The following is a 23,117-nucleotide window of genomic DNA, read 5'->3' as shown; positions in this document are numbered from 1 at the left end:
ATTCTAAGTGCATCTTAAAGAGCACATTAAACCTACCGTGTAAGTGTTATTCTAAGTACAGCGTATGCCAGGTAAATTGTTATAAGTGCAACTCCCTCAACCCTCCTGAGCTCCATATCAGTCCACATGAAGTACATGACGGCCACTGTCACCCCCATGAGCACTGGAGCGTCAAGAATGAGGGATAGGGGCTCAACAGGGATCTTAACAAAGAGTGATGGAACCCCGATGCCTATCAGGATGTTGAATATGTTGCTCCCCAGGACGGTTCCAAGGGATAGGCTGCACATACGCTTCATTGCAGAGTTAACAGCAACGACCAGTTCAGCGAGGCTTGTGCCTATTGCGAGGGCAAAAAGACCGATTATCATCTCAGGAACATTCAGGATCTCGGCGATCCCAACGGCACTGTATACGAGTATTCTGCAGAACACCACAAGACCAGTGAATCCCAGGATGGCGTAGATTATGGTTTTAGCATCAACCTCGCCATGATCCATGAGGTGGCTAGTATAGTAGCCCCTCTGTTTTTTTATGAGGACCCAGAGGTAAACACCGTAGAGTGCAAGGAGCACAACACCAGTCAGGGGTCCAACCGGGCCCATGAGCATGAAGAATGTGAGGATGAGTATGCTCAGAAGCCCGAAAAGACCATCCCTCCGGATCTCATCCTGGTTTGTTGTAACCGCACATGAAAGGATGGCTGATATGCCTATGATGCCGGCTATGTTCCATATATTTGATCCTATAACAACACCCACACCAAGATCAGGGTTTCCTGTGAGGACGGATATCAGTGCCGATCCAAATTCGGGAAGGGAGGTCCCTGCAGCGGCGACTGTCACCCCCAGTATTATCTGGGATATCCCCAGTGCCCTACCGATATCAACGATCCGATCCACGAATATGTCGGCCGACTTTATAACGCCAATCAGTGAGACAGTGAAGAGGAAGAGGAGGATGATAACTGACATGTTTAAACTTCTATCCCTCATAAAACATAATCCTTTGGCCTCCTCCATATATATATGATCGTGATAAATAGATCTTTAAGTGTAATGGTGGTCTTATGAAGAATCTTTCAAGGGAACTGGTTTCAAGGATACAGGAGATATCACGTCCAGTTAAGATAATGCATGTATGCGGGTCACATGAGCACACAATAATGCAGCATGGTGTAAGGTCCCTCCTTCCTGAGGAGGTGGAGGTGGTCGCTGGTCCTGGCTGTCCGGTCTGCTGTGTCCCGGCAAGGGAAATAGACGAGTGCATTGAACTTGCAAGGCAGGGTGTCACCATAACAACCTTCGGTGACATGCTCCGGGTACCGGGCTCCAGGGGATCCCTCGCGGATGCCAGGGCGGACGGTGCGGATGTCAGGATAGTCTACGGTGTGGGCAACGCAGTGGAGATAGCAAGGAAACTTGACCGGGAAGTCGTATTCATGGCAGCGGGATTTGAGACCACGGCGCCAACAACAGCCTCGGAGATACTCTCAGGACCACCTGAGAACTTCTCGGTTCTTTCATGCCACAGGCTCATACCACCCGCCCTCAGGTTTCTCATAGAGTCAGGTGAGGTGAACCTCAACGCCCTAATAGAACCAGGTCACGTGTCAACCATAATCGGCATGAAACCCTATGAGCCCTTCTCAAGGGACTACAACATACCCCAGGTCATAGCGGGCTTCAACCCCCTGGATATACTCATGGCGGTCTACATGATACTCCGACAGATCGATAGGGGGGAGGCAAAGGTTGAGAACGAGTATAAGAGGGCCGTGAAACCCGAGGGTAACCTCAAGGCCCAGAAGGTGATGGATGAGGTCTTCCAGGTAACCGAGAGGGAGTGGAGGGGATTCCCGGTCATACCCGAATCAGTCTATGAGATAAGGGATGAGTTCTCTGAATTCAATGCTCGGGAGAAATTCGATATAGAGGTTGAAGATACGGTTGATACACCGGCGGGATGCATCTGCGGTGCTGTATTGAGGGGTGTTGCAAGGCCAGAGGAGTGCAAACTCTTCAAGAATGAGTGCACCCCCACCAGTCCCATCGGGGCATGCATGGTGTCAAGGGAGGGCACCTGTAACATAGCCTACCGGTACAGCTCATTCTAGGTGTCAGGATGAGGGCCATTGCAGTTGACATCGACGGCACAATAACCGACAAAAAAAGGAGGTTGTCTCTGGAGGCTGTGAAGGCCCTCAGGGGTGCCGAGGAGGCAGGGGTGCCTGTTATAATGGTTACCGGTAACATCCTCTGCTTTGCAATGACAACATCGGTCCTGATAGGGGCCAGCGGAGGGGTTGTGGCTGAAAATGGCGGTGTGCTGCACATCAATGATGAGGTGAGGGTCCTGGGTGATATAAGTAAGGCTGAGATGGCCTACAGTCACCTCAAAGGGATTTACCCTGTCCGGAAGGTCCAGTTCTCTGACCTCAGGGTGTCGGAGATAGCACTGACCAGGGATGTACCTGCAGATACTGTCAGGGAGGCGCTCAGGGATTTTGATGTTGAGGTCTATGATACCGGCTTTGCCATACACCTGACAGACCCCTCAGTGAATAAGGGTTCATCCCTGGAGATCCTGCTTGAATCCATGGGGATAGGAATGGAGGATGTCATGGCCATAGGTGACAGTGAAAATGACCGGGAATTCATTGAGGCTGCTGGATTCAGGGTTGCGGTTGCAAATGCAGACCCTGAACTGCGGGAGATGGCAGATTATGTGACCTCCGCAGCCCATGGAGAAGGGGTTGCAGAGGCGGTCAGGAGATTCATGGGGTGGTGAGCTGATGTTCGGGATTGGTGAAGAGGCGGTTAAACTCGCATTAAGGTATGGTGAGATGGCTGAGGTCTACATTGAGAGGGAGAAGACACTGGAGGTTGAGATCCAGCGTGACCTCATAGACTTCGGGAAAATTGAATCCATGACAGGGATAGGCATCCGCATCCTGAAGGAGGGGCGGATGGGATTTGCCTACACATCGGATCCTGATGGGGTGGGCGTGGCTGTGAGGATGGCGGCCCAGAACCTCCAGCTTGCAGATCCTGATGAGAACTTCGGGTTCTCTGAACCCTCCACATATCCATCGGTGAAGGGGATCCATGACAGGTCCTTCGATGACCTTGAAGTTGAGGACTCCGTGGAGATGGCCGGTAGAATGATCAACAGGGTCCTGGAGGAGGGATGCAAACCCACCAGCGGCGGGTTCACCGCATCCAGGATTGAAACATTCATCATAAACTCGGAGGGTGTTGAGGCGTCATCATCTTCAACAGGGTTCTCAGCCCACATATCTGTGACAGCCGGGGAGAATGGCATGAAGACAACCGCCTACGAATCAGACTCCTCCTGCAAACTTGACATCAACCCTGAATGGATAGCTGGAAGGGCCTGCCGGATTGCAAGGGATTCGATGGGGGGCAGGAGTATTGAAAGCGGCAGGATCCCCGCAGTCCTGGACTACCATGCAGCAGCAGGACTCCTTGGAACATTCGCAGGCGCATTCAGCGCAGATAACGTCCAGAGGGGGAGGTCCGTACTGGCAGATAGGATTGGAAGCCAGGTCACAGGTGAGGGCCTCTCAGTATACGATGACGGTACCCTTGAGGGGGGCCTCGGATCAGCCCCCTTTGATGGTGAGGGGACACCCTCCCAGAGGACAGCCCTTGTTGAGGATGGAATTCTGAGGGGATACCTGCATAACATATACACAGCATCAAAGGGGCGGGCTGATAGCACAGGTAATGGTCTGAGGGGCTACATGGAGGTCCCGGCTGTCTCAACCACCAACTTCATACTTGAATTTGACAGCACAGTGCCACTGGACGACTTCAGGGGGATCTTTGTCACAGATGTCCTTGGAGCCCACACAGCAAATCCAATATCCGGTGACTTCTCGGTGGAGGCCAACAATGCGTTCATGGTGGACTCAGGGGAATTCACACCTGTTAAGAAGGCAATGCTCTCAGGGAACATATTTGAGCTCATGATGAAGGTCTCATCAACGGACCTTGAAAGGAGACAGGTGGGGGGCTTTGTAACCGCGCCCCTCATGGTTGAGGATGTTCATGTCACAGGGTAACCGCCTTTATCACTCATGATCATGTCACTGAAGGATGCACTTCACCACTACCTCTCTGTGAGGGACGGTAGGACGGATGCCAGTTTCATGGTGGCCGCCAGGACACCGGCATCCTTCCATGAAACCTCAGGGATGTCTGAACTCTGGAGGGAACATGAAAGAATAGAGAAGGGCATAGAGTGTTCAGGATCATGTGAAAGGTCCTTCCTTGATCTTAAAATCGAAATCGCTGAAAGGATCCTGAGGGAGTGTTCACTGTGCCCCTGGAGGTGCAAGGTTAACCGCCACAGGGAGCAGGGACACTGCGGTGTCATGGAGCCACGGGTGGCCTCGGAGTTCCTGCACTACGGAGAGGAGGCCCCCCTTGTACCCAGCCATACCATATTCTTCTCTGGCTGCACCCTGAGGTGTGTCTTCTGTCAGAACTGGGACATATCCCAGAACCCCTCTGCAGGCAGACACATTGAGGTGGATGAACTTGCAGCGCTCATAGAGGAGAGGAGGCGCATGGGGGCAGCAAACGTCAACTTCGTGGGCGGAGACCCGACACCAGCACTCCCATATATCCTGAGGGTTCTATCCAGGGTTTCCATCAGTGTGCCTGTCGTATGGAACAGTAACATGTACATGACCAGGGAATCCCTCAGGCTCATAATGGGTGCTGCAGACCTCTACCTCACGGACTTCAAGTTCGGCAACAGTGAATGTGCAGAGAGACTGGCAGGTGCCGGTAACTACTTTGAGGTCGTATCCAGGAACCACCTCATGATAGCAGGTGAGGATATGATAATAAGGCACCTGGTTCTTCCAGGGCACCTGGAGTGCTGCACGAAGCCCATCATATCATGGGTCGCAGAGAACCTGGGAATAGACACTGTAATGAACATAATGGGCCAGTACCGGCCCCTCTACAGGGCTTCAGGTTACCCTGAGATCAACCGTCCCCTCTACATTGAGGAGCTGGAGGAGGCCAGAAGATGGGCCCTGAGTGAAGGCCTTGAAAACCTTATCTAGGGGGAATCTGATGAAGATACTGATCACCGGGAGACCCGGCAGCGGGAAGAGCACCATGGTTGGAAGGCTGAGGGATTACCTTGAGGGCATGGGCTTTTCGGTTGGGGGGATCATAACACCTGAGGTGAGGGTGGGTGGTTCAAGGTGGGGATTTGAGGTCGTTGACCTAGCATCGGGCAGGAGGGGCCTCCTTGCGTCAGTTGAAACAGAGGGCCCCCGTATTGGAAGATACGGTGTAAATGTTGGGGTCATGGATGAACTGGCTGTCCCTGCAATCCGGAGGGCCATGCTGGAGGATGACTGCATAATCATAGACGAAATCGGCCCCATGGAGCTTAAGAGCCAGGAATTCAGGAGGACGGTAGACGAGGTCCTCAGCTCTGACGTCCTCCTCATTGCAGCGGTACACAGGAAAACCCTTCAAAGTATAAAAAAGAGGGAGGACATAAGGGTATTTGTTGTTGATCCTGAAAAACGGGACAGGGTTTACCAGAGGATAATTGACTTACTTGGTGATTATCATGGAATGCGCTGATTATGGTCTTACAAGAAAACTTGAAAGGGATAACCTCAACCTCAACCCCCTCCAGCGTGGCGGTGTTCTCCCCGCCGCTGCAAGGAAGGCCCTCCATGAATTCGGGGATGGTTACAGTGTCTGTGACTACTGTGATGGGAGGCTGGACCAGGTCACAAGGCCCGCCATAAACTGCTTCCTTGATGACCTTGCAGACTTCACAGGCTCCGATGCCGTGAGGACGGTTCATGGTGCAAGGGAGGGTAAATTTGCGGTGATGCATGCACTCTGTGAGAGGGGTGACACCGTTGTTGTTGATGGAAATGCCCACTACACAACACACCTTGCAGCTGAGAGGAACGGCCTTGAAATCGTTGAGGTGCCATCAACCGGACACCCCAGCTATGAGGTAACACCCGAAGCCTACAGGGAGGTCCTTGAGGAGACCATCGACAGGGTTGAGGTTAAACTTGCTGTGCTGACCCATGTCGATGGTAACTACGGGAACCTGACAGATGCACGTGGCGTGGCGGACGTCTGCAGGAAGCTGGGGGTCCCATTACTCCTGAACTGCGCCTACTCCATGGGAAGGCTCCCGGTTAACCTCAGGGAACTTGGGGTTGACTTCGTTGTTGGGAGCGGTCACAAGAGCATGGCGGCCTCCGGGCCTATAGGTGTGCTGGGGATGAAATCTGAGTGGGAGGACACTGTGCTCAGGAGGTCAGGGAGGCATGAGAAGAAGGAGCTTGAACTCCTGGGCTGCACATCACGTGGAGCGCCACTGGCAACCCTCATGGCCTCTCTGCCCTATGTGAGGGAGAGGGTTTCACGCTGGGACGGGGAGGTTAAGAAGACACGCTACCTTGTCTCTGAACTTGAGGATATCGGGGGTATAGAGCAGCTGGGTGTGAGACCCAAGGAACATGACCTCGTGAGGTTTGAAACCCCTGTTTTCCATGAGATAGCGGCTTCACATCCAAGGAAGGGCTTTTTCCTCTATGAGGAACTTAAGAAGAGGGGTATAGTTGGAATAAGGAGGGGCCAGACAAAGTGGTTCAAGTGCAGCATCTATGGCATGACAGAGGAGCAGGTGCAGTACGTGGTTGACTCATTCAGGGATATAGTCGAGGAGAACCGGTGAGCTGACCGCTGGCTGCAGTTCTTGAAAAGAGAGGAGAAATGTTACCTTTTTCATGTAAAGAGGGGTAAGGGAGAAAAATCAGTGGATTCCAGTAGGCTGTTCTCAATTTTATGAGTACATTTAGAGGACCACAGGGAACTGGATCTCCCTCACATCCCCATGGAGGACCTCCCGCGGCGCACCTATTACGTCCAGCCTGTTCTCCTCAACGTATTTTATGAGCTTTCTGTAGGCCTCCTCACGGGCTTCTGAGTATTCTGTAAATATCACAGTATGGCCCGGGATTGTGACTATCCTCACCTTCCCGTCACCCTCAGATTCGCCCTTTACAGGTATACCCACATCGTATCTTCCCTCGTCCTTGAGGGGTGCTGTGTAGAAGATCACTGTGGGGTCACCGTCGGCCTCAAGTTTATCATTTGATGATACAAAGTCTGAAACCTCTTCAAGGACCTCCAGTGTTTTACTGAAGGGCCCTGTAAAGGTTATCACAGCAAGTTTCTCATCATCCAGTGTCCTTTTACCTATCATTACAATCACCGTTAACCAACGACCATCATGGGCTTTGTGGCTGATTTAAGAACCTTCCTTGTTATGCTTCCGGATATTATGCGGTCAAGGCCGTGTTTGCCTGAGCTGCCCATTACAACGAGGTCCACGTCCTCGTCCTCCATGACCTCGAGGATCACCTCTGCGGGGTTACCCTCAAGTATAACCGTATCAAGGCGGGTTTCTGTCATATGGCCCAGCTCCTGTTGAGAGCTGAATTCCTCCTTGAGGATGGATATTGCCTTCTCTGCCTGTTTTTTCAGTATCTCCTCGAGGCGTCTGCTGATATCCTCGTCCCAGATTTTCCTGTAGGATGTGTCAACTACACTTATGGCCAGTATGTCTGCCCCGCTCATCCCTGCTATGTGGAATGCGTGCCGGGTTGCCTTCATGGCGTCCTCTGAGCCGTCTGTGGGTATCAGTATTCGCCGGTACACCTCTACACCCCTTCGCTTCCAAGGATTATTGAGTCGTCTGCTGAGTTCTGGAGTGCTATACTGAAACCTGGCTCTGCACCTATGACCAGGGTCTCCTTTCCGTTCTCCTTGGCTATGTTTATGAGGGGGAGGAAGTCGGCGTTCCTTGTCATAATGGCAACCACATCGATGTTGGGGTTGTGTATGAGTTCAAAGGCTTCAACTGCGAGCTGAACATCCACATCACCCGCAACTATCATGGGTGAGAAGCCCTGGTTCACAACGGCCTCTATCAGCTTATCTGAGGCGTACTGGTTCAGCAGCACCTTTCCTACCTTGAGGTTTCCCCTGTCAAATAGGAGGTTCTTTACAAATTCAAGATCTGAACAGAATTCCTTTCTGAGCATGTTTGGACCATCAACAAGGAGCCCAAGACTCTTTTTATCTTTTCTGCTGTTGTTTATTATCACAAAGTTATCGTCATTATCCATTTCATCAGTTCCTCTCTTTAACTTTTAATACCCTTATGTATCTAAAAACTTATATAGTTATGTGGTGCTTTGAGAAGGAGTTTAGATGTTATTTTTAGGGCCTGAGGGCGGATTCAAGGAAAACCTCAAGGTCCTCCCAGAATCTGTCCCTGCTGATACTCCTGGCCTCCAGGACCATCCTGGATGTGAAATCAAGGTTCAGGGCGTTTATGGCCAGTGTATGGATGTATATGGATAGCTCCACAGGGTCGAGGTCGCTGCGGATGCTTCCGTCATTCATGCCCTCCATTATGGCCTCAACCATGAGCCTCCACATTCCGGTACGGAGGTCCACTATCTCCCGTGCATCCTCACTTTCACTCAGCTCGAACCTCTCGGTGCCACTGTAGCAGTATATCCTGAAGTAGTCGGGGTGTTCCTTTGAGAAGCTGTAGAGGGCCTCCACCATGGCCCTGACCTTACCGTATCCATCTGTGTCAAGCTTCAGGCACCTTCTGTACATGCTGTGGAGTATGCGGACACCGTAGAGGTTCACTGCGAAGAAGAGGGATTCCTTGTTTTTGAAGTAGTAGTAGAGGAGGGCCTTGTTGACCTCTGCCTCCTCGGCTATCTCATCCATGGTCACTCTGTCGTATCCCCGTGCAAAGAATGCCTTCTCTGCCGCCCTTATTATCTGTTCACGTCTCCTTTCACGTTCACGTTCGCGTCTTGATGGGGCCATGTGGATTCACCATTCTGTATCTCTATGAATATCTGTTCCGGTATTTTAAAACATTTTGCACCGGAAGATTTATATGTCATTAACTACAAGTTAAATTTTAACCGAAAGTTAAAAATTAACTGACGGTTAAAGAGGTGTTTCTTATGGTTGAAAAGAAACCCGTACCTGAAGACTGGCCACACATAGTTGGGGACTATGTGGTTGGCGATGAAGAAAGCCCGGTTGCGGTTGTCACCCTCGGGTCACACATGGAAGATGAACCCGTGAAGGCGGGCGCTGCAATTTCAGGTCCACTTCACACAGAGAACCTTGGGATAGAGAAAGTTGTTGGGAACGTTATTGCAAACCCCAACCTGCGCTTCCTTGTTGTATGCGGTGCAGAGGTAATGGGGCACATCACAGGGCAGACCATGAAGGCCCTCCACAGCAATGGTGTAGACCTGGAAACAGGGAGGATCATCGGTGCAACCGGTGCAATACCCTACATTGAGAACATGCCGGAGGAGGCCATAGAAAGGTTCCGGAGACAGGTTGAACTGGTGGACATGGTTGATGTTGAGGATCCAGATTCAATAGCTGCAAGGATCCAGGAATGTGTGGTTCATGACTCCGGTGCAATGGAAGAGGAACCCCTAATTTTAAAGGTTCCAGAGATAGGAAAAGTGGATTCAGAAGAAAACACCTGATTATTTTTTTTAAGGGTCTGACCGCCACCGGAAGGCGGTCACTTCCTCCTATTTTCACGCCGGGACTGGGATTTGAACCCAGGAGGAGCAAAGCTCCACAAGATTTCCAGTCTTGCGCCTTACCTGGCTAGGCTATCCCGGCAGAACAGTTAGATTTCAGTTCAGAAAAAAGTTTTTTTTAAGCGCCGGGACTGGGATTTGAACCCAGGCGGAGAGAATCTCCACGGGATCTCAAGTCCCGCGCCTTACCTGGCTAGGCTATCCCGGCAGTATCAGATAAAAGAGATTGATAAACTCTTATTTATATAGTTTTTGGTGGTGAATTTAGTTAGAGGGGTTTACACCCCAGTTAACTTTTGAGTTCAATTTCAATGCTGACATTGTCAGGCACATTGACCTTCATGACCTGACGCATGGCCCTTTCATCGGCCTCTATACCCACAAGCCTCTTGTGGATCCTCATCTCCCATTTCTCCCAGGTAGCGGTTCCCTCACCATCCGGGGATTTCCTTGTTGGAACCACGAGCCTCTTTGTTGGGAGGGGGATTGGGCCTGACATGTCCACGCCTGTCCTTTCAGCAATCTTCTTGAGCTGGTCACAGACGTATGCCAGTTTTTCAGGGTCTGTCCCTGTCAGTTTAATCCTTGCTTTGTGCATTTAAATCCTCCTGTAAAAAAGGGAAGAGGTGGGTTTATTTTGCTGGTACGAGGTCTATGCACATTCCAGCAGCCACTGTCTGTCCCATGTCCCTTATGGCGAATCTTCCCATGTGTGGGATGTCCTTTATCTTCTCGATGACCAGTGGCTTGGTTGGTTTGACCCTCACAACAGCAGCGTTACCTGTTTTCAGGAAGTCAGGGTTTTCCTCTTCCACCTGACCTGTTGCAGGGTTCATTTTCTGCACCAGTTCAAGGAAGGTACAGGCAACCTGTGCTGTGTGGCAGTGGAATACAGGTGTGTAACCCACTGTTATGACACCAGGGTGCTGGAGAACAACGATCTGTGCTGTGAACTCCTTGGCAACCTTTGGTGGGTTGTCAAGGTGTCCTGCAACGTCTCCCCTTCTGATGTCGTTTTTACCGACACCCCTGACGTTGAAACCTATGTTGTCACCGGGTTCTGCCTGTTCGATCATTTCGTGGTGCATTTCGATTGATTTAACCTCTCCACTTACACCTGCTGGTTCGAATATGACGTTTTCACCCTTCTTGAGGACACCGGTCTCGACACGTCCCACTGGAACTGTACCGACACCTGTGATGGAGTAGACGTCCTGTATAGGGATCCTCAGTGGAAGATCCACAGGTTTTTCAGGTGCTTCAAGGTCGTCGAGGGCTTCAACGAGTGTTTTACCCTTGTACCATGGGGTGTTCTCGCTCTTTGATGTTATGTTGTCCCCTTCAAAGGCGGAGAGTGGGATGAATTCAACGTCGCTTGGCTTGTAACCCACGGTTTTGATGAGGGCTGCAACCTCATCCTTGAGGGCGTTGAATTTCTCTTCGTCGTAGTTGACAAGATCCATCTTGTTGATGGCGACTATGAGCTGGTTTATACCAAGTGTCCTTGATAGGAACACGTGTTCCTTGGTCTGAGGCATTACACCGTCGTCAACTGCGACAACAAGGACTGCTGCGTCTGCCTGGGACGCACCTGTGATCATGTTCTTAACGAAGTCACGGTGTCCGGGGCAGTCCACGATTGTGAACTCGTACTTGTCTGTTTCGAATTTGGCGTGTGCAAGGTCGATTGTAACTCCCCTTTCCCTTTCCTCGGAGAGCCTGTCCATGACAAACCTGAACTTGTCTTCACCATCAGCTAACTGCTGTTCGGCGATTGCTCCGGCCTGCAGGAGCAGGTGTCCCACTAGTGTGGATTTTCCGTGGTCTACGTGTCCAATAAACGCCAGGTTCATGTGTTCTTTTTCTTTAGCCATAATATACCTCCATATATGATGGTTTAGCCTGATTTTTTAGATCCAGCAAATGGGCATGCTGTTTGTCTAAGGTAATTTCCTATATTCTTTTTAATTATATAAGTTTAATGGGATTAACCCAGGTAGTGGTCTGCCCTGTAGGGTTCAGGACTCAGACCCTTCCTGGTCCTTACCTCCCTTATTATGGTGTGCTGCAGTTCATTTGGAAGTCTCTCGAATCCAGCGTTCTCTGTTGACCAGAGACATCGTCCCTCGGTGGCTGACCTGATATCGCCTGCGAATCCAAACATCTCCGCCACTGGTACAGTGGATTCAACGGTTACCATGTCACCCTCCTGGGTCATGTTGACGATCTGTCCACGCCTGTTCTGTATCTCACGTGTCGCGCTTCCCATGTAATCCTGTGGCACGTTGATGAATACCTTCTGTATGGGTTCAAGGAGCACTGGCTCTGCAGACATCATGGCACCGAATATACCCTTCCTTATGGCTGGAAGTACCTGTGCGGGACCCCTGTGGACAGCGTCCTCGTGGATCTTGGCGTCCATGAGTTTTATCTTAACCCCCATGACCTTCTCCTTGGCCAGTGGGCCGTTGTCCATTGCACTCTCAAATCCGTCCATGAGGAGCTCCTTGATCTCGTCGAGGTACTGGATACCACGGGTCATGTTGATGAAGATGTTCTTCTCATAGACATCCCAGACCCTTCTGGCTTCCTCCTTATCCATACCTGCCTCTATGAAGTTCTTGGCCATCTCCTTACCCTTTACACGACCTTCTTTTATCTTACCTTCCTGTATAGCTTGCATCACTGATTCTTCAACTGGTTCAATTTCTATGTAGAAGCGGTTGTGTTTGTTGGGTGATTTACCCTCAACGGGTCCTGCGGTACCTGCAACGGTCTCCCTGTAGACGACTATCGGTTCTGATGTCTCTATCTCAACACCCTTCTCGTTGATCCTGTAGGCTATGATCTCAAGGTGGAGTTCACCCATACCTGAGATGAGGTGTTCACCGGTCTCCTCGTTTATTTCAACCCTTACGGTTGGGTCCTCCTTACCGACCTGCCTGAGTACCTCTATGAGCTTTGGAAGGTCCTTGGTGTTCTTGGCCTCAACTGCAACTGTAACCACTGGTTCGGAGATGTGTTCAAGGCCCTCAAAGGCCTTTATCTTCCTGCCGGTGTCGCAGATTGTTTCACCTGCAACTGCATTCTTGGCACCGGTTATGGCCACGATGTTACCTGCCGGGACCTTGTCGGTGTTAACCCTCTCTGGTCCCATGTAGACACCGACCTGCTGGACACGTGCCTTGCTGTGGGAACCCACAAGGAAGACCTCGCTTCCCTTCTCTATTGTTCCACCATAGACACGTCCCGTGGCGACTTCCCCGGCGTGTTTGTCTATACTCACATCGGTTACCATCACTGCAAGGGGGCCTTCAGGGTCTGTTTTTAGCATGGCCTGTCCCTCTTCGCTTTCAAGGTCCCCGGACCATATTATTGGGACCCTGTATGCCTGGGAATCGGCGGGGCTTGGCAGGTGTTCAACAACCATTCCAAGAAGGACCTGGTGTAGCGGCACCTTCTGGGCAAGTTCCTTCTGGTTGTCCTCCTTACAGTACTCGTAGATGTCGTTGAAGTTTATGCCTGTCTCCTGCATTATGGGGACGTTTATCGCCCAGTTGTGGTAGGCTGAACCGAAGGCGACACTCCCATCCTCAACACGGACCTGCCATTTGTCCCTGAACTCCTCAGGGGCCATGTTCTTGATGAGTTTGTTTGCATTTGCTATGATCTTCACGAACCTCTCCTGGAGCTCACTGGCGTCAAGTTTAAGTTCGTTTATGAGCCTGTCAACCTTGTTTATGAAGAGGACGGGTCTCACGTTTTCCTTGAGGGCCTGCCTTAGCACGGTTTCTGTCTGGGGCATTATGCCCTCAACGGCACATACAACAACAACTGCACCGTCAACGGCCCTCATGGCCCTTGTAACGTCACCCCCGAAGTCAACGTGACCTGGTGTGTCGATGAGGTTTATGAGGTATTCATTTCCCTCGTAGGAGTGGACCATTGAGACGTTCGCAGCGTCAATGGTGATACCCCTTGCCTGTTCCTGTTCGTCGAAGTCAAGGAAGCGCTGATCCCCTGCCAGTTCAGCGGAGATCATCCCAGCACCAGCCAGGAGGTTGTCGGAGAGTGTTGTTTTCCCGTGGTCAATGTGTGCCACTATACCGATGTTACGGATGTACTCTGGCTGGTACATGAGCTCCTTAATCTTACTAATCATTTTTGCACGTCTGCTCACTAAAACCACCTGTAAGTTTAATGTGCGGATCTGGCTATCCTTTCTTTCTCTTCCTTCTTCTGAATCGCGAAGCTTCTTGTGTCGTACTCTGCAGCCAGCATTATCTCATTCGCAAGGCACTCCTCTATGGACTTCTTGTTCTTGAATGCTGCCTGCATTGCGCCCTTGGTTATGAATCCCAGTGAGAGGTCCACCCTCCTCTGGGGGGAGATGTCAACTGCGACCTGGTAACCTATACCACCGTACTTGATCCTCGTGGTCTCCTCCCTTGGTGAGGTGTTTTCAACGGCCTTAACAAGGATCTGAACAGGGTTCTCCTTGGTCCTCCTGTTTATGATTTCAAAGGCTTTCTGCACTATCTTGTAGGCCTTGTTCTTTTTACCTGAGTTCCTTTCTGTCCTCATCACCTTGTTTATGAGCCTCTCAACAATGGAGACCTTTGACTTTGCGAACTGTCTCTTGACGTGTCTTCCCATTGTGTGCGGGACCAGGATACTGTCAAGGCAGATGTACTTGGCGAGGCCCATGTCCTCAACCTTGACCTCGTCCAGTTCCCATTTATCAAAAACTAAACTCATAAGGATTACCTCACAGGTTTTTCTATTTTCCCTTTAACCATTTCCTGCAGGGATACGTTGTTGACCTTCGTCACCTTCCACCTGACACCGGGTATGTCACCCATGGACCTTCCTGAAGGTCCACCTATGCCCTCAACAACAACCTCATCGTGTTCATCGATAAAACCAATGGCGCCGTCGCCAGGTGCGAAGGCTGTGATCTGTTTTCCGTTCTTTATGAGCTGGACCCTGACACATTTCCTTATGGCTGAGTTCGGCTGTTTTGCCTCTATACCAACCTTCTCGATCACTATACCCCTGGCCTGGGGTGCTCCCTCGAGGGGGTCCGCCTTAACGTCGAGGCGCAGTGATCTCCTCTTGTAGTGTGTGTCCTTCCATCTGAAGTTCTGCCTCTTGCTTTTAAGTTTCTTTGCTGCGAAAAGTCCTGGCAAATAAGATTCCTCCTGTAAAAATTATTTTATTATAATATTGCTTATGTTGTGCTGTCTTCTGGCCAGAAGCCTGGCCCTCTCAATGTTCTGTCCGCCACGTCCAATGGCGATTCTCTTGTTCTTCGGGTCTGTTTCAACTGTGGCTATCTTTTCACCGTTTTCCTTCTGGAGTATCCTGATACTCCTGACCTTGGCTGGTGCCATGAGGTTCTTTATGAACTCCACGGGGTCGTTTGAGTGTTCTATTACTTCAACACCCTTATCAAGGGCCTTCTGGACCTTGGCAACCGTGCTTCCCTTTTTACCTATGGCCAGACCCATATCACCCTTCTTGACAAGGAAGGTTACCCTGCCGTTTTCATCATCCACGATGCAGTCCTTCACCATTGCACCGGTCATGCTCTCAAAGAGTGCAATGTACCTTATCTCATTTGTGGTAAATTTGATAGTCACAGCAACCTACCCCACCATTTCCAGTATTGTTGAATCACCTGGATCCTGGATTAAGAGGGCCCCCACGGTGAATGGTTTACCGCAGACAGAGCCCAGTTCAACACTGGTGCCTTCATGGGTGTACACCGGGATCTCTGATAGCTTCGCATAGTATTCTATGTCCTCCTTGAGGTCCTCTGGAATGTTGCTGGCCATCACCACCAGTTTACCCTTACCCAGTTTGAGGCTCTGAATAGTCCTCTTTGATCCAAGGATAACATTACCAGTATCTACAGCGACTCGTATTCCTCTATCTATGTCCATCTACTGCCTCCTATTTTCTTTCTTTCATCACAACACTAACGGAACCTGTACCCAGGGGTATAGGTTGCCCTATAATAATGTTCTCTATGATACCGGTGAGGTGGTCCACCTCGCCCCTGATACTTGCTCTCAGAAGGTGCTTACCGGTTTCCTCAAAAGAAGCCCTTGCAAGAACACTGGCCTTTTCACCACTGATACCGTGCCTTCCAATGGACTTGACAGAGCCATCAGCGGTCATCATATCTGCAACGAGCATTATGTGCCTTATGTCGACTGTTAGCCCCTGTTCCTCCATGGTCCTCTTTGCTTCGTGTATTATCGCGTTTCTAGCTGCCTCTATGCCCAGGACTGTCTCTATCTCATGTATATCGTTGGTTGTAGTCCGGACCTTATCCACACCCTCTTCTTTAAGAACAGCTCCAAGGTTTGAACCCTCAGTGTGGATTACCCATTCATCATCCTCTTTACGGATAACCACCTTTCCTATGTTTTTAACCCCGCTTATCTGGAGTTTCCTCACCTTATCTGCGAGTAGCCTTAGCTCCCTTATGGTGGGTTTCGCGGGTTCAAATCTCAGTGTGTTGTTATCTATTTCTACTTTCTTAAAAGTTTTTTCCACCTTGGCCAGTATCTCATCATATTCAAGGTGCTTCTCCTGGATTTTTTCATCATCCAGTTCAGCAACAACTGACATGTCAGCGTACTGGATGCTGAAATTTTTAAGCACATCGTTCAGGGTGCTCTTACCTATCTTGTTGGCCTTCCTTCGCACGAATTCCTCATCGTACCTGAGGTCCCCCTCGAAGTAGATGCTCATTGTTGGCGTGGATATCTTCTTCCTGGCGTCAACGATCTCTATGAGCCTTGGAAGACCCAGTGTAACGTTGAGCTCTGCCACACCTGCATAGTGGAAGGTACGCATTGTCATCTGGGTACCTGGCTCACCCACTGACTGGGCTGCCACCGTCCCAACGGCCTCACCGGCCTCAACCCTGGCCCGGTCATAGGCTCTCCTGACACTTCTTATGAGCTCATCCAGTTCATCGTCACTGAGTTCATGCTTCTTCACGGCCTCAGCTATATCCTCAATGAGTTTCGGGGGGAACTTGGCCCTCTTCCTTTTGACGAGCGCCTGGACCTTGAGTATCCGCTGATAATCCTCCTCCACTGCATCCAGGAGTTCATCATCCTCAAGGCCCTGGTTTCTCTCAGCTATTCTGCTGAAGAGCCTCACCATCTCCTGGAGCTCGGATTCCTTCAGCTTATCCTCATCGGCAATCCGGGCCACATATTCCACCACCGGATCCGGGAGGATGATCCCGTTCTTTGAGGAGTAATCCTCTATCTTCCCTATAATGTCCTGCACAGAATCACCTTACCCCTTTGACTTGAGCCTTATCTCCTCTACGAGTTTGTCGAGGTCCACTACCCTTCCATAGTCACTCTTTGCCGGATCAACGCCATCCTCACCGAAGCGGTTCTGTATTATAACACCCCTGTTATCAACTACCCTGCCGTCCTCATCGACTGTGAGGTCCTGGAGGGCGTTTACGAGACGCCTCTGCATGTAACCGCTCTGAGCTGTACGGATGGCTGTATCAACGAGACCCTCTCTTCCCCCCATGGCATGGAAGAAGAATTCTATGGGGTCAAGTCCCTCCTTGTAACTTGAGTGCACGAATCCGCGGGACTTAGCACCGAGCTCTCCCTTCTTGAAGTGGGGGAGTGTCCTGTTGTCGTATCCCCTGCTGATACGGCCACCCCTGACTGACTGCTGTCCCACACAGGCTGTTATCTGGGTGAGGTTGAGCATTGAACCCCTTGCACCTGTAAGTGCCATGATTACTGCGTGGTTCTCGTCCATGTCAAAGTAGCTCTCTGCGATTTCCCCTGACTTGTCCCTTGCTTCACCGAGGACCTGCATTATCTTCATCTCCAGAGTCTCCTCGAGGCTCCTTCCGGGTAGCGGTTCGAGTTCACCGTTCTCATAGGCCTCAATGAGCTGGTCCACCCGTGCCTCTGCGTTCCGCAGGTGGGCCTCTATCCGCTCACGTGCCTCCTCAGGGATCTCCTCATCGTTGGTACTTGTGGTGAAACCCGCGTGCATTATACCTGCGATGGCGAGCTTGGTTGCTGAGTCAAGGAATTCCCTTGCGGCGTCGGTGCCGTACTCCTTGACGATATGGTCGAGGATCTTACCGGCGAAGGCACCGTAGGCCTTCTCGTCGATGACCCCTGAGATCAGCTGACCGTTTTCTATCACAACGTAGGCGTCGTTTTCACATTCCATTTCAAGGCATTCCTCGCATTTCCTGCAGACCTCGGCCCGGTAGACCATGTTGAGGTCGTCTGGGAGGACCATGCTGAAGATCTCCTTACCGGTCCAGTCACGTCCTCTTCTGTCTGGAAGTGGCAGTCCTGCCTTCTTGAGGATCTGGAAGACCTTCTCCTCACTGAAGACCGCACTCTTCCTTGTGAGGAGGTAGGCGCCTGATATATGGTCATGTATACCACCTATTATGGGCCCACCGAATCTGGGTGATAGTATGTGTTCCTGGACACGCATGAGGGTCTTGGCCTCTGCCCTGGATTCCTCGGTCTGGAACACGTGCATGTTCATCTCGTCACCGTCAAAGTCGGCGTTGTAGGGTGGGCAGACACACAGGTTGAGACGGAAGGTCTTGTAGGGCAGTACACGGACCTGGTGGGCCATCATGGACATCCTGTGGAGGGATGGCTGACGGTTGAACAGTACGATGTCACCATCCTTGAGGTGTCTCTCAACTATGTATCCGGGTTTGAGGTTCTCAAGGACGACCTCCTTGGTCTCGTTGTAGATCCTTATCTTGCGCCCGTCGGGTCTTATGACGTAGTTGGCTCCAGGGTGGACGTCTGGCCCGTTTTCTATGTACTCCCTCATACGGTCCAGGTTCCATTCTGTGACGTAGACCGGTACGGTGACCTCCCTGGCTATGATTTCAGGGACACCCACCTCGTTTATGCTGATGTTGGGGTCCGGTGAGATGACGGTACGGGCAGAGAAGTTAACCCTCTTACCTGAAAGGTTGCTTCTGAAACGTCCCTCCTTACCCTTGAGCCTCTGGGCCAGGGTCTTGAGGGGTCTTCCGGATCGGTGCCTTGCAGGGGGGACACCTGAGGCCTCGTTATCGAAGTAGGTGGTCACATGGTACTGGAGCAGTTCCCAGAGGTCCTCCACGATCAGCTGGGGAGCCCCTGCCTCCATGTTCTCCTTGAGGCGCTGGTTTATCCTGAGTATATCGACAAGTTTATGGGTCAGGTCGTCCTCTGACCTTTCACCGGTTTCAAGGGTGATTGAGGGCCTCACCGTGACCGGGGGGACCGGGAGGACTGTCAGGACCATCCATTCTGGCCTTGCAACCTCTGGGTTGACACCGAGGATGAGGGCGTCGTCATCGCTTATCCTCTCAAGACGCTCCCTCACCTCACTGGGTGTGAGCTTGTAGTCTCCCTCGACGATTGAGACGGGCTTGTCGAGTTTGATCTCCTCCTGTTCCTCCTCACAGTGGGGGCACTTATCACGGCGCGCCTCTGTGTATATCTCCTTTATTATGGGTGTGAGGCTTTCCTCCTTCTCCATTGCATCAAGGATCCTCTGACGGTATTCCTCGATTTCAGTCTCTGTGAGGAGGACCCTGCTGCATTTTCTGCACGTTGATCGCAGGATCTTGTGTATGGTGTCTGCGAATCCCACGTGTATGACGGGTCTTGCAAGGTTTATGCTTCCGAAGTGTCCCGGGCACTCCCCACCCTTGGCGCCGCAGGTCCTGCAGCGGAGGCTGGGGTCTATCACACCGAGCCTGGGATCCATGAGCCCGTTCTCTATGGGGTACCCGTCCTCGTCGTAGGTGTCCGGGGTGACGATCTGGGCGACGGACATCTTCCTGATATCCTCGGGGGACATGAGGCCAAAGTTTATCTGGGAAATTTTCTTTAAAATTCCTCTCAAGGTATTCTCTCCTTTGATTTATTCCCTTAAATCCATTATCATGCCTTATCTTCCAGTATGAGTTTCGGGAAGATGCAGAGACTCTTGAGTTCGTCCAGCAGTAATTTGAAGGCGTATGATACCTCCACAGGGAATGATTCCGAGTCCTCACATATCGGACAGTATTTTTTGTCCCTTATCTTGTCATAGACTGCCACCATACCACACTCTGCACATACCAGTGCCTCATATTTGTCTGATTCATCAAGAAGTCTCTCCTTAAGGGCGAGGGCAGCTCCATGTGCGATGAGGCAGTCCCTTTCCATTTCACCGAATCTGAGACCTCCTTCCCTTGCCCTCCCCTCTGTGGGCTGTCTTGTGAGGACCTGGACCGGACCCCTGGATCGTGCATACACCTTGTCTGTTGTCATGTGGTGCAGTTTCTGGTAGTAGGCCACTCCAATGAATATCTCAGCCTCTATCCTCTCACCGGTTATACCGTTGTAGAGTGATTCAACACCTGCACTTTCAAATCCGTTTGCCCTGAGGGCCTCCTTTATGTCATCCTCGTGCTCTCCTGTGAATGGTGTTCCATCCACCCGGCGGCCCTCCATGCAGGCAGCCTTACCCGCCAGCATCTCAAGGACCTGCCCCACTGACATCCTTGATGGTATGGCATGGGGGTTGACTATGAGGTCAGGAACAACTCCGTCCTCGGTGAATGGCATGTCCTCCTGGGATACTATGAGACCTACGACCCCCTTCTGACCGTGCCTTGAGGCGAACTTGTCACCGAGTTCAGGCTGTCTCTGTTCCCTGACCCTGATCTTGGCGAGTCTGCTACCCTCAACAGTTTCTGTAAGCAGGACCGCGTCCACTATACCCTTTTCACCGTGGCGTACGGTTACTGATGTTTCCCTTCTTCGCTCTGCCACGGTCCCGAATTCATCTATCTCTTCAAGGAAACGTGGTGGTGATGTTTTACCTATCAGGACGTCACCTGATGACACCTCTGTCTCGGGGTTTATTATGCCGTCCTCGTCAAGGTGCCTGTAGTCGCTCTCTGACCTGTAGCCCCTGACGCCCTTCTCCGGTATCTCGAAGCGATCCTCCTGACCACCAGGGTATCTCCTCTCGGCGGCCTCATAGGACCTGAAGAATGAGGACCTTGCAAGGCCCCTCTCGAGGGATGCCTTGTTGAGTATGAGGGCGTCCTCCATGTTGTAGCCCTCATAGGACATTACAGCAACAACGAAGTTCTGACCTGATGGTCTTTCATCGTAGCCTGTCACATCTATTATCCTTGTCTTGACTATTGGGACCTGGGGGTGGTGGAGGAGGTGTGCACGCGTATCTGTCCTGAGGTCATAGTTTGATGCGTAGAGACCAAGGGCCTGCTTGGTCATCCCCGCCTCCATGGTGTTCCTTGGTGATGAGTTGTGGTTTGCAAAGGGGATGATACCTGCACAGATACCGAGCATGGTGGATGGGTCTATTTCGAGGTGTGTGTGTTCGTCATTGATTTCCTCAGGGCTCATGGCTATGTAGGAGTTTTCCTCCTCCTCTGCGTCCAGGTACTCTATTACACCCTCAGCTATGAGGTCGTCCCATGACATTTCACCTGATTCCAGCCTTTCAAGGTGTTCGTCTGTGAGTAGGGGGTCCCCGTACTCAACTATGATAAGGGGCCTCCTGGCCCTTCCAGGGTCTGTGAATATGTAAATCTCATGATTTTCAGGGTAATGGGTTATGTTCATTTCAGGGGAGACTTCTCCGGATCTCCTCTTTTTCCGCATCTCCTCAACAAATTCTTCAGGGTTTTCACAGCTCCCTATAAGCTTCCCGTTAATGTAAATTTTGGTTTTACTCACTTAACAGCCTCCCGGTGAAAAATTAGTTCACAACCCCCATCTTTTTTATGATCTCCTCCACCTCACTGGCATCTGAGCCCTCGGATATCTTTGCCAGCAGGGCGAGGTTCTTAACAAGACCACAGTTTGGACCCTCAGGGGTCTCATTAGGACAGATCTTACCGAACTGGGTCGGGTGAAGGTCCCTTGCCTCGAAGTGTGGCTGGCTCCTGCTGAGGGGTGAAACGACTCTCCTCATGTGGGAGAGTGTACCCATGTAACTTGTCCGGTCCAGCAGCTGGCTCACACCTGCCCTTCCACCAACCCAGTTACCGGTTGCAATGGCGTGTTTGAGGTTCTCTGTCAGCACATCGGATCTCACAGCCTGCTTGACGGACGGCTCCTTCCCCCTCGCAAGGCTCCTCTCAAGCTGGTAACTCATATCCCTGCTAAGACTTGTGAAGGCCACCCTCAGGAGGTCCTCCATGAGGTCGCCTGAAACCCTGAGCCTCTTGTTCGTGTAGTGGTCCTTGTCGTGGGGTTTGCGCTCCCCTGATATGACCTGCAGTAGCATCTCGGTCATCTCAGCAAGGTATGTTGCCTTCTCCAGCCTCTTTTCGGGTCCTGTTCCTATATGGGGCAGGAGGTATCGATCTATGACGTCTTCAGCCCTTTTTATACGGTATTCCTCGGTCATCCCCTTGGCGACGCGGTTACCGATGTACTTTATGGCGCTCCTTATGAGGTACTCCCTCCTATCCTCTTCGTCAAGCTCCTCCATCTCCTTTTTGTTGAGGTTGAGCTTTTCAAGGGAGACCTGTATATCGTCTGCAGCTATCATCTGGTAGTTGAAGTCGTCTGATATGCTTGTGATGATTTCCTGGTCAGTTGCAAGTCCAAGGGCCCTGAGTAGTATGACAAGTGGGATTTCCCCTGGAACGTAGGGGAAGGATATACGCAGGAAAACACCGGTCTTCCTTGGCTTACGGTACTCGAGGGATATTCTGGCCCTGAATCCGCTCCTTATGGATGTTACTATCGCCCGAGCCCTGTTTTCATCCTCTTCGCCGATTCTCTCAAGGATTATCTTGTTGGGGGCTATCTCCTCCATTGTGACGATGGACCTCTCTGATCCGTTAACAATGAAGTAGCCTCCAGGGTCTGCGGGGTCTTCACCCTTCTCAATGAGTTCCTTCCTGCTGAGGCCGTGGAGGTGGCATATCTCGGATTTCAGCATCACAGGCAGTTCACCGATGTACACCTTCTCAAATTCTGTTTCAGGCCCGCCCTCCTTGATGAGCCTCATCTCCAGGCTCATATGGGCCGAGTATGTGAGGTTCCTCAGCCTGGCCTCTGTGGGGTATATCTTGCTCTTTGAACCGTCGGCCTCCTTGATGAAGGGCTTCTCTATGCTCACCTTTCCTGTTTCAACCCGGTACTTTCCCTGTTCCAGTTCAATGGGTTCGCTTGTATCTATTATTTCCTGTATGCGGTTACTTACGAAGTCGTTATATGAATGGATGTGGTGGTCCACCAGGTCGTATTTATCAAAAAACGCGTCTACCAATCCCCATGCACTTTTTTTCATGGACTTCCTCCAAAACAAATTAAATGATGAAATGATCCTGCAGCGCTAATCTTAAAAACTAGTCCTGAACAAGCCTGTAAGTTACGAA

At 51.2% G+C, this 23,117-nt stretch carries 24 protein-coding genes and 2 tRNA genes (1 of these 26 running past the window's edge); 7 read left to right on the top strand and 19 right to left on the bottom strand.

What is annotated here, in order from left to right:
• Positions 1–32: 32 nt before the first annotated feature.
• A complete protein-coding gene (locus tag MTCT_RS04955; RefSeq protein WP_231855264.1) occupies positions 33–974 on the bottom strand; it encodes a calcium/sodium antiporter in 942 nt (313 codons plus the stop codon).
• A gap of 95 nt (positions 975–1,069) precedes the next feature.
• On the opposite strand from MTCT_RS04955, the gene hypD reads away from it, so the two are divergent.
• Genes hypD through pscS form a run of 6 tightly spaced genes read left to right on the top strand, consistent with a single transcriptional unit; the run spans position 1,070 to position 6,756 of the window.
• Positions 1,070–2,116 (top strand): hydrogenase formation protein HypD, encoded by a 1,047-nt coding sequence (hypD, locus tag MTCT_RS04950; RefSeq protein WP_048175671.1) that lies wholly within the window; start codon positions 1,070–1,072, stop codon positions 2,114–2,116.
• Positions 2,117–2,124: 8 nt separating this feature from the next.
• Positions 2,125–2,790, top strand: a complete 666-nt coding sequence (locus MTCT_RS04945) for a phosphoglycolate phosphatase (protein ID WP_048175670.1) — start codon at positions 2,125–2,127, stop codon at positions 2,788–2,790.
• A gap of 4 nt (positions 2,791–2,794) precedes the next feature.
• Entirely contained in the window at positions 2,795–4,087 is a 1,293-nt protein-coding gene (locus tag MTCT_RS04940; RefSeq protein WP_048175669.1) for a TldD/PmbA family protein, read from the top strand.
• A gap of 15 nt (positions 4,088–4,102) precedes the next feature.
• Positions 4,103–5,101, top strand: coding sequence for a radical SAM protein (locus MTCT_RS04935; protein ID WP_173402635.1), 999 nt, complete (start codon positions 4,103–4,105; stop codon positions 5,099–5,101).
• A gap of 10 nt (positions 5,102–5,111) precedes the next feature.
• Complete coding sequence (locus MTCT_RS04930) at positions 5,112–5,636, top strand: NTPase (RefSeq protein ID WP_048175668.1); 525 nt, start codon at positions 5,112–5,114, stop codon at positions 5,634–5,636.
• Positions 5,623–6,756, top strand: a complete 1,134-nt coding sequence (gene pscS / locus MTCT_RS04925) for an O-phospho-L-seryl-tRNA:Cys-tRNA synthase (protein ID WP_010876691.1) — start codon at positions 5,623–5,625, stop codon at positions 6,754–6,756. Before MTCT_RS04930 ends, pscS begins: the two co-directional genes overlap by 14 nt.
• Positions 6,757–6,876: 120 nt before the next feature.
• Here the strand turns inward: pscS and MTCT_RS04920 are convergent, their stop codons facing one another.
• The 4 genes from MTCT_RS04920 to MTCT_RS04905 form a co-directional block, all read right to left on the bottom strand.
• Complete coding sequence (locus MTCT_RS04920) at positions 6,877–7,287, bottom strand: transcriptional regulator (protein ID WP_048175667.1); 411 nt, start codon at positions 7,285–7,287, stop codon at positions 6,877–6,879.
• Between the two features lie 11 nt (positions 7,288–7,298).
• Positions 7,299–7,742: a universal stress protein gene (locus MTCT_RS04915; RefSeq protein ID WP_048175666.1), complete on the bottom strand. Its 444-nt coding sequence runs from the start codon at positions 7,740–7,742 to the stop codon at positions 7,299–7,301.
• Between the two features lie 2 nt (positions 7,743–7,744).
• A complete protein-coding gene (locus MTCT_RS04910; RefSeq protein WP_010876688.1) occupies positions 7,745–8,212 on the bottom strand; it encodes a TIGR00288 family NYN domain-containing protein in 468 nt (155 codons plus the stop codon).
• Positions 8,213–8,306: 94 nt separating this feature from the next.
• Entirely contained in the window at positions 8,307–8,933 is a 627-nt protein-coding gene (locus MTCT_RS04905) for a TetR/AcrR family transcriptional regulator (RefSeq protein ID WP_048175665.1), read from the bottom strand.
• A 143-nt stretch (positions 8,934–9,076) separates the two neighbouring features.
• Here MTCT_RS04905 and mtrA point away from each other — a divergent pair, with 143 nt between their 5' ends.
• Positions 9,077–9,619, top strand: a complete 543-nt coding sequence (gene mtrA / locus MTCT_RS04900) for a tetrahydromethanopterin S-methyltransferase subunit A (protein WP_048175664.1) — start codon at positions 9,077–9,079, stop codon at positions 9,617–9,619.
• Between the two features lie 57 nt (positions 9,620–9,676).
• Here mtrA and MTCT_RS04895 read toward each other — a convergent pair.
• From MTCT_RS04895 to MTCT_RS04830, 14 genes are all read right to left on the bottom strand, one after another.
• A tRNA-Ser gene (locus MTCT_RS04895) sits at positions 9,677–9,761 on the bottom strand.
• A gap of 41 nt (positions 9,762–9,802) precedes the next feature.
• Positions 9,803–9,887 (bottom strand) — tRNA-Ser (locus tag MTCT_RS04890).
• A gap of 81 nt (positions 9,888–9,968) precedes the next feature.
• Positions 9,969–10,277, bottom strand: a complete 309-nt coding sequence (rpsJ, locus tag MTCT_RS04885) for a 30S ribosomal protein S10 (RefSeq protein ID WP_010876685.1) — start codon at positions 10,275–10,277, stop codon at positions 9,969–9,971.
• 34 nt (positions 10,278–10,311) lie between these two features.
• A complete protein-coding gene (tuf, locus tag MTCT_RS04880) occupies positions 10,312–11,553 on the bottom strand; it encodes a translation elongation factor EF-1 subunit alpha (protein WP_048175663.1) in 1,242 nt (413 codons plus the stop codon).
• A gap of 113 nt (positions 11,554–11,666) precedes the next feature.
• Positions 11,667–13,859 carry an elongation factor EF-2 gene (locus tag MTCT_RS04875; protein WP_048175662.1) on the bottom strand — a complete coding sequence of 731 codons (2,193 nt, stop codon included), beginning with the start codon at positions 13,857–13,859 and terminating at the stop codon, positions 11,667–11,669.
• A gap of 17 nt (positions 13,860–13,876) precedes the next feature.
• Positions 13,877–14,437, bottom strand: a complete 561-nt coding sequence (gene rpsG, locus MTCT_RS04870) for a 30S ribosomal protein S7 (protein WP_048175661.1) — start codon at positions 14,435–14,437, stop codon at positions 13,877–13,879.
• Positions 14,438–14,442: 5 nt separating this feature from the next.
• Positions 14,443–14,868 carry a 30S ribosomal protein S12 gene (locus MTCT_RS04865; RefSeq protein ID WP_048175660.1) on the bottom strand — a complete coding sequence of 142 codons (426 nt, stop codon included), beginning with the start codon at positions 14,866–14,868 and terminating at the stop codon, positions 14,443–14,445.
• Between the two features lie 21 nt (positions 14,869–14,889).
• Positions 14,890–15,321 carry a NusA-like transcription termination signal-binding factor gene (locus MTCT_RS04860; RefSeq protein WP_010876680.1) on the bottom strand — a complete coding sequence of 144 codons (432 nt, stop codon included), beginning with the start codon at positions 15,319–15,321 and terminating at the stop codon, positions 14,890–14,892.
• 6 nt (positions 15,322–15,327) lie between these two features.
• Complete coding sequence (locus MTCT_RS04855; protein ID WP_010876679.1) at positions 15,328–15,624, bottom strand: 50S ribosomal protein L30e; 297 nt, start codon at positions 15,622–15,624, stop codon at positions 15,328–15,330.
• A 10-nt stretch (positions 15,625–15,634) separates the two neighbouring features.
• Positions 15,635–16,861, bottom strand: a complete 1,227-nt coding sequence (rpoA2, locus tag MTCT_RS04850) for a DNA-directed RNA polymerase subunit A'' (RefSeq protein WP_226891179.1) — start codon at positions 16,859–16,861, stop codon at positions 15,635–15,637.
• A gap of 138 nt (positions 16,862–16,999) precedes the next feature.
• Positions 17,000–19,612: a DNA-directed RNA polymerase subunit A' gene (gene rpoA1 / locus MTCT_RS04845; RefSeq protein WP_048175659.1), complete on the bottom strand. Its 2,613-nt coding sequence runs from the start codon at positions 19,610–19,612 to the stop codon at positions 17,000–17,002.
• Positions 19,613–19,650: 38 nt separating this feature from the next.
• Positions 19,651–21,462 carry a DNA-directed RNA polymerase subunit B gene (gene rpoB, locus MTCT_RS04840; RefSeq protein WP_048175658.1) on the bottom strand — a complete coding sequence of 604 codons (1,812 nt, stop codon included), beginning with the start codon at positions 21,460–21,462 and terminating at the stop codon, positions 19,651–19,653.
• A 22-nt stretch (positions 21,463–21,484) separates the two neighbouring features.
• Positions 21,485–23,029, bottom strand: coding sequence for a DNA-directed RNA polymerase subunit B'' (locus MTCT_RS04835; RefSeq protein WP_048175657.1), 1,545 nt, complete (start codon positions 23,027–23,029; stop codon positions 21,485–21,487).
• A 58-nt stretch (positions 23,030–23,087) separates the two neighbouring features.
• A protein-coding gene (locus MTCT_RS04830) for a DNA-directed RNA polymerase subunit H (protein ID WP_048175656.1) crosses the window boundary here: on the bottom strand, positions 23,088–23,117 show its final stretch. The gene runs 204 nt beyond the window's last position; only the last 30 of its 234 coding nucleotides appear in the window; the start codon falls outside the window, past its right edge; it ends in the stop codon at positions 23,088–23,090.

Origin of the sequence: Methanothermobacter sp. CaT2 (assembly GCF_000828575.1) — an archaeon.
In the GTDB taxonomy this organism is placed as follows: Archaea; Methanobacteriota; Methanobacteria; order Methanobacteriales; family Methanothermobacteraceae; genus Methanothermobacter.
This window is presented reverse-complemented; position numbering and strand designations above follow the sequence as displayed.

What these genes read in the sequence shown, in the direction of transcription:
- MTCT_RS04955 (WP_231855264.1), bottom strand. Translation starts at nt 974, where the DNA reads ATGTCAGTTATCATCCTCCTCTTCCTCTTCACTGTCTCACTGATTGGC.
- hypD (WP_048175671.1), top strand. Translation starts at nt 1,070, where the DNA reads ATGAAGAATCTTTCAAGGGAACTGGTTTCAAGGATACAGGAGATATCA.
- MTCT_RS04945 (WP_048175670.1), top strand. Translation starts at nt 2,125, where the DNA reads ATGAGGGCCATTGCAGTTGACATCGACGGCACAATAACCGACAAAAAA.
- MTCT_RS04940 (WP_048175669.1), top strand. Translation starts at nt 2,795, where the DNA reads ATGTTCGGGATTGGTGAAGAGGCGGTTAAACTCGCATTAAGGTATGGT.
- MTCT_RS04935 (WP_173402635.1), top strand. Translation starts at nt 4,103, where the DNA reads ATGATCATGTCACTGAAGGATGCACTTCACCACTACCTCTCTGTGAGG.
- MTCT_RS04930 (WP_048175668.1), top strand. Translation starts at nt 5,112, where the DNA reads ATGAAGATACTGATCACCGGGAGACCCGGCAGCGGGAAGAGCACCATG.
- pscS (WP_010876691.1), top strand. Translation starts at nt 5,623, where the DNA reads ATGGAATGCGCTGATTATGGTCTTACAAGAAAACTTGAAAGGGATAAC.
- MTCT_RS04920 (WP_048175667.1), bottom strand. Translation starts at nt 7,287, where the DNA reads ATGATAGGTAAAAGGACACTGGATGATGAGAAACTTGCTGTGATAACC.
- MTCT_RS04910 (WP_010876688.1), bottom strand. Translation starts at nt 8,212, where the DNA reads ATGGATAATGACGATAACTTTGTGATAATAAACAACAGCAGAAAAGAT.
- MTCT_RS04905 (WP_048175665.1), bottom strand. Translation starts at nt 8,933, where the DNA reads ATGGCCCCATCAAGACGCGAACGTGAACGTGAAAGGAGACGTGAACAG.
- mtrA (WP_048175664.1), top strand. Translation starts at nt 9,077, where the DNA reads ATGGTTGAAAAGAAACCCGTACCTGAAGACTGGCCACACATAGTTGGG.
- rpsJ (WP_010876685.1), bottom strand. Translation starts at nt 10,277, where the DNA reads ATGCACAAAGCAAGGATTAAACTGACAGGGACAGACCCTGAAAAACTG.
- tuf (WP_048175663.1), bottom strand. Translation starts at nt 11,553, where the DNA reads ATGGCTAAAGAAAAAGAACACATGAACCTGGCGTTTATTGGACACGTA.
- rpsG (WP_048175661.1), bottom strand. Translation starts at nt 14,437, where the DNA reads ATGAGTTTAGTTTTTGATAAATGGGAACTGGACGAGGTCAAGGTTGAG.
- MTCT_RS04855 (WP_010876679.1), bottom strand. Translation starts at nt 15,624, where the DNA reads ATGGACATAGATAGAGGAATACGAGTCGCTGTAGATACTGGTAATGTT.
- rpoA2 (WP_226891179.1), bottom strand. Translation starts at nt 16,861, where the DNA reads ATGGTGAGGCTCTTCAGCAGAATAGCTGAGAGAAACCAGGGCCTTGAG.
- MTCT_RS04835 (WP_048175657.1), bottom strand. Translation starts at nt 23,029, where the DNA reads ATGAAAAAAAGTGCATGGGGATTGGTAGACGCGTTTTTTGATAAATAC.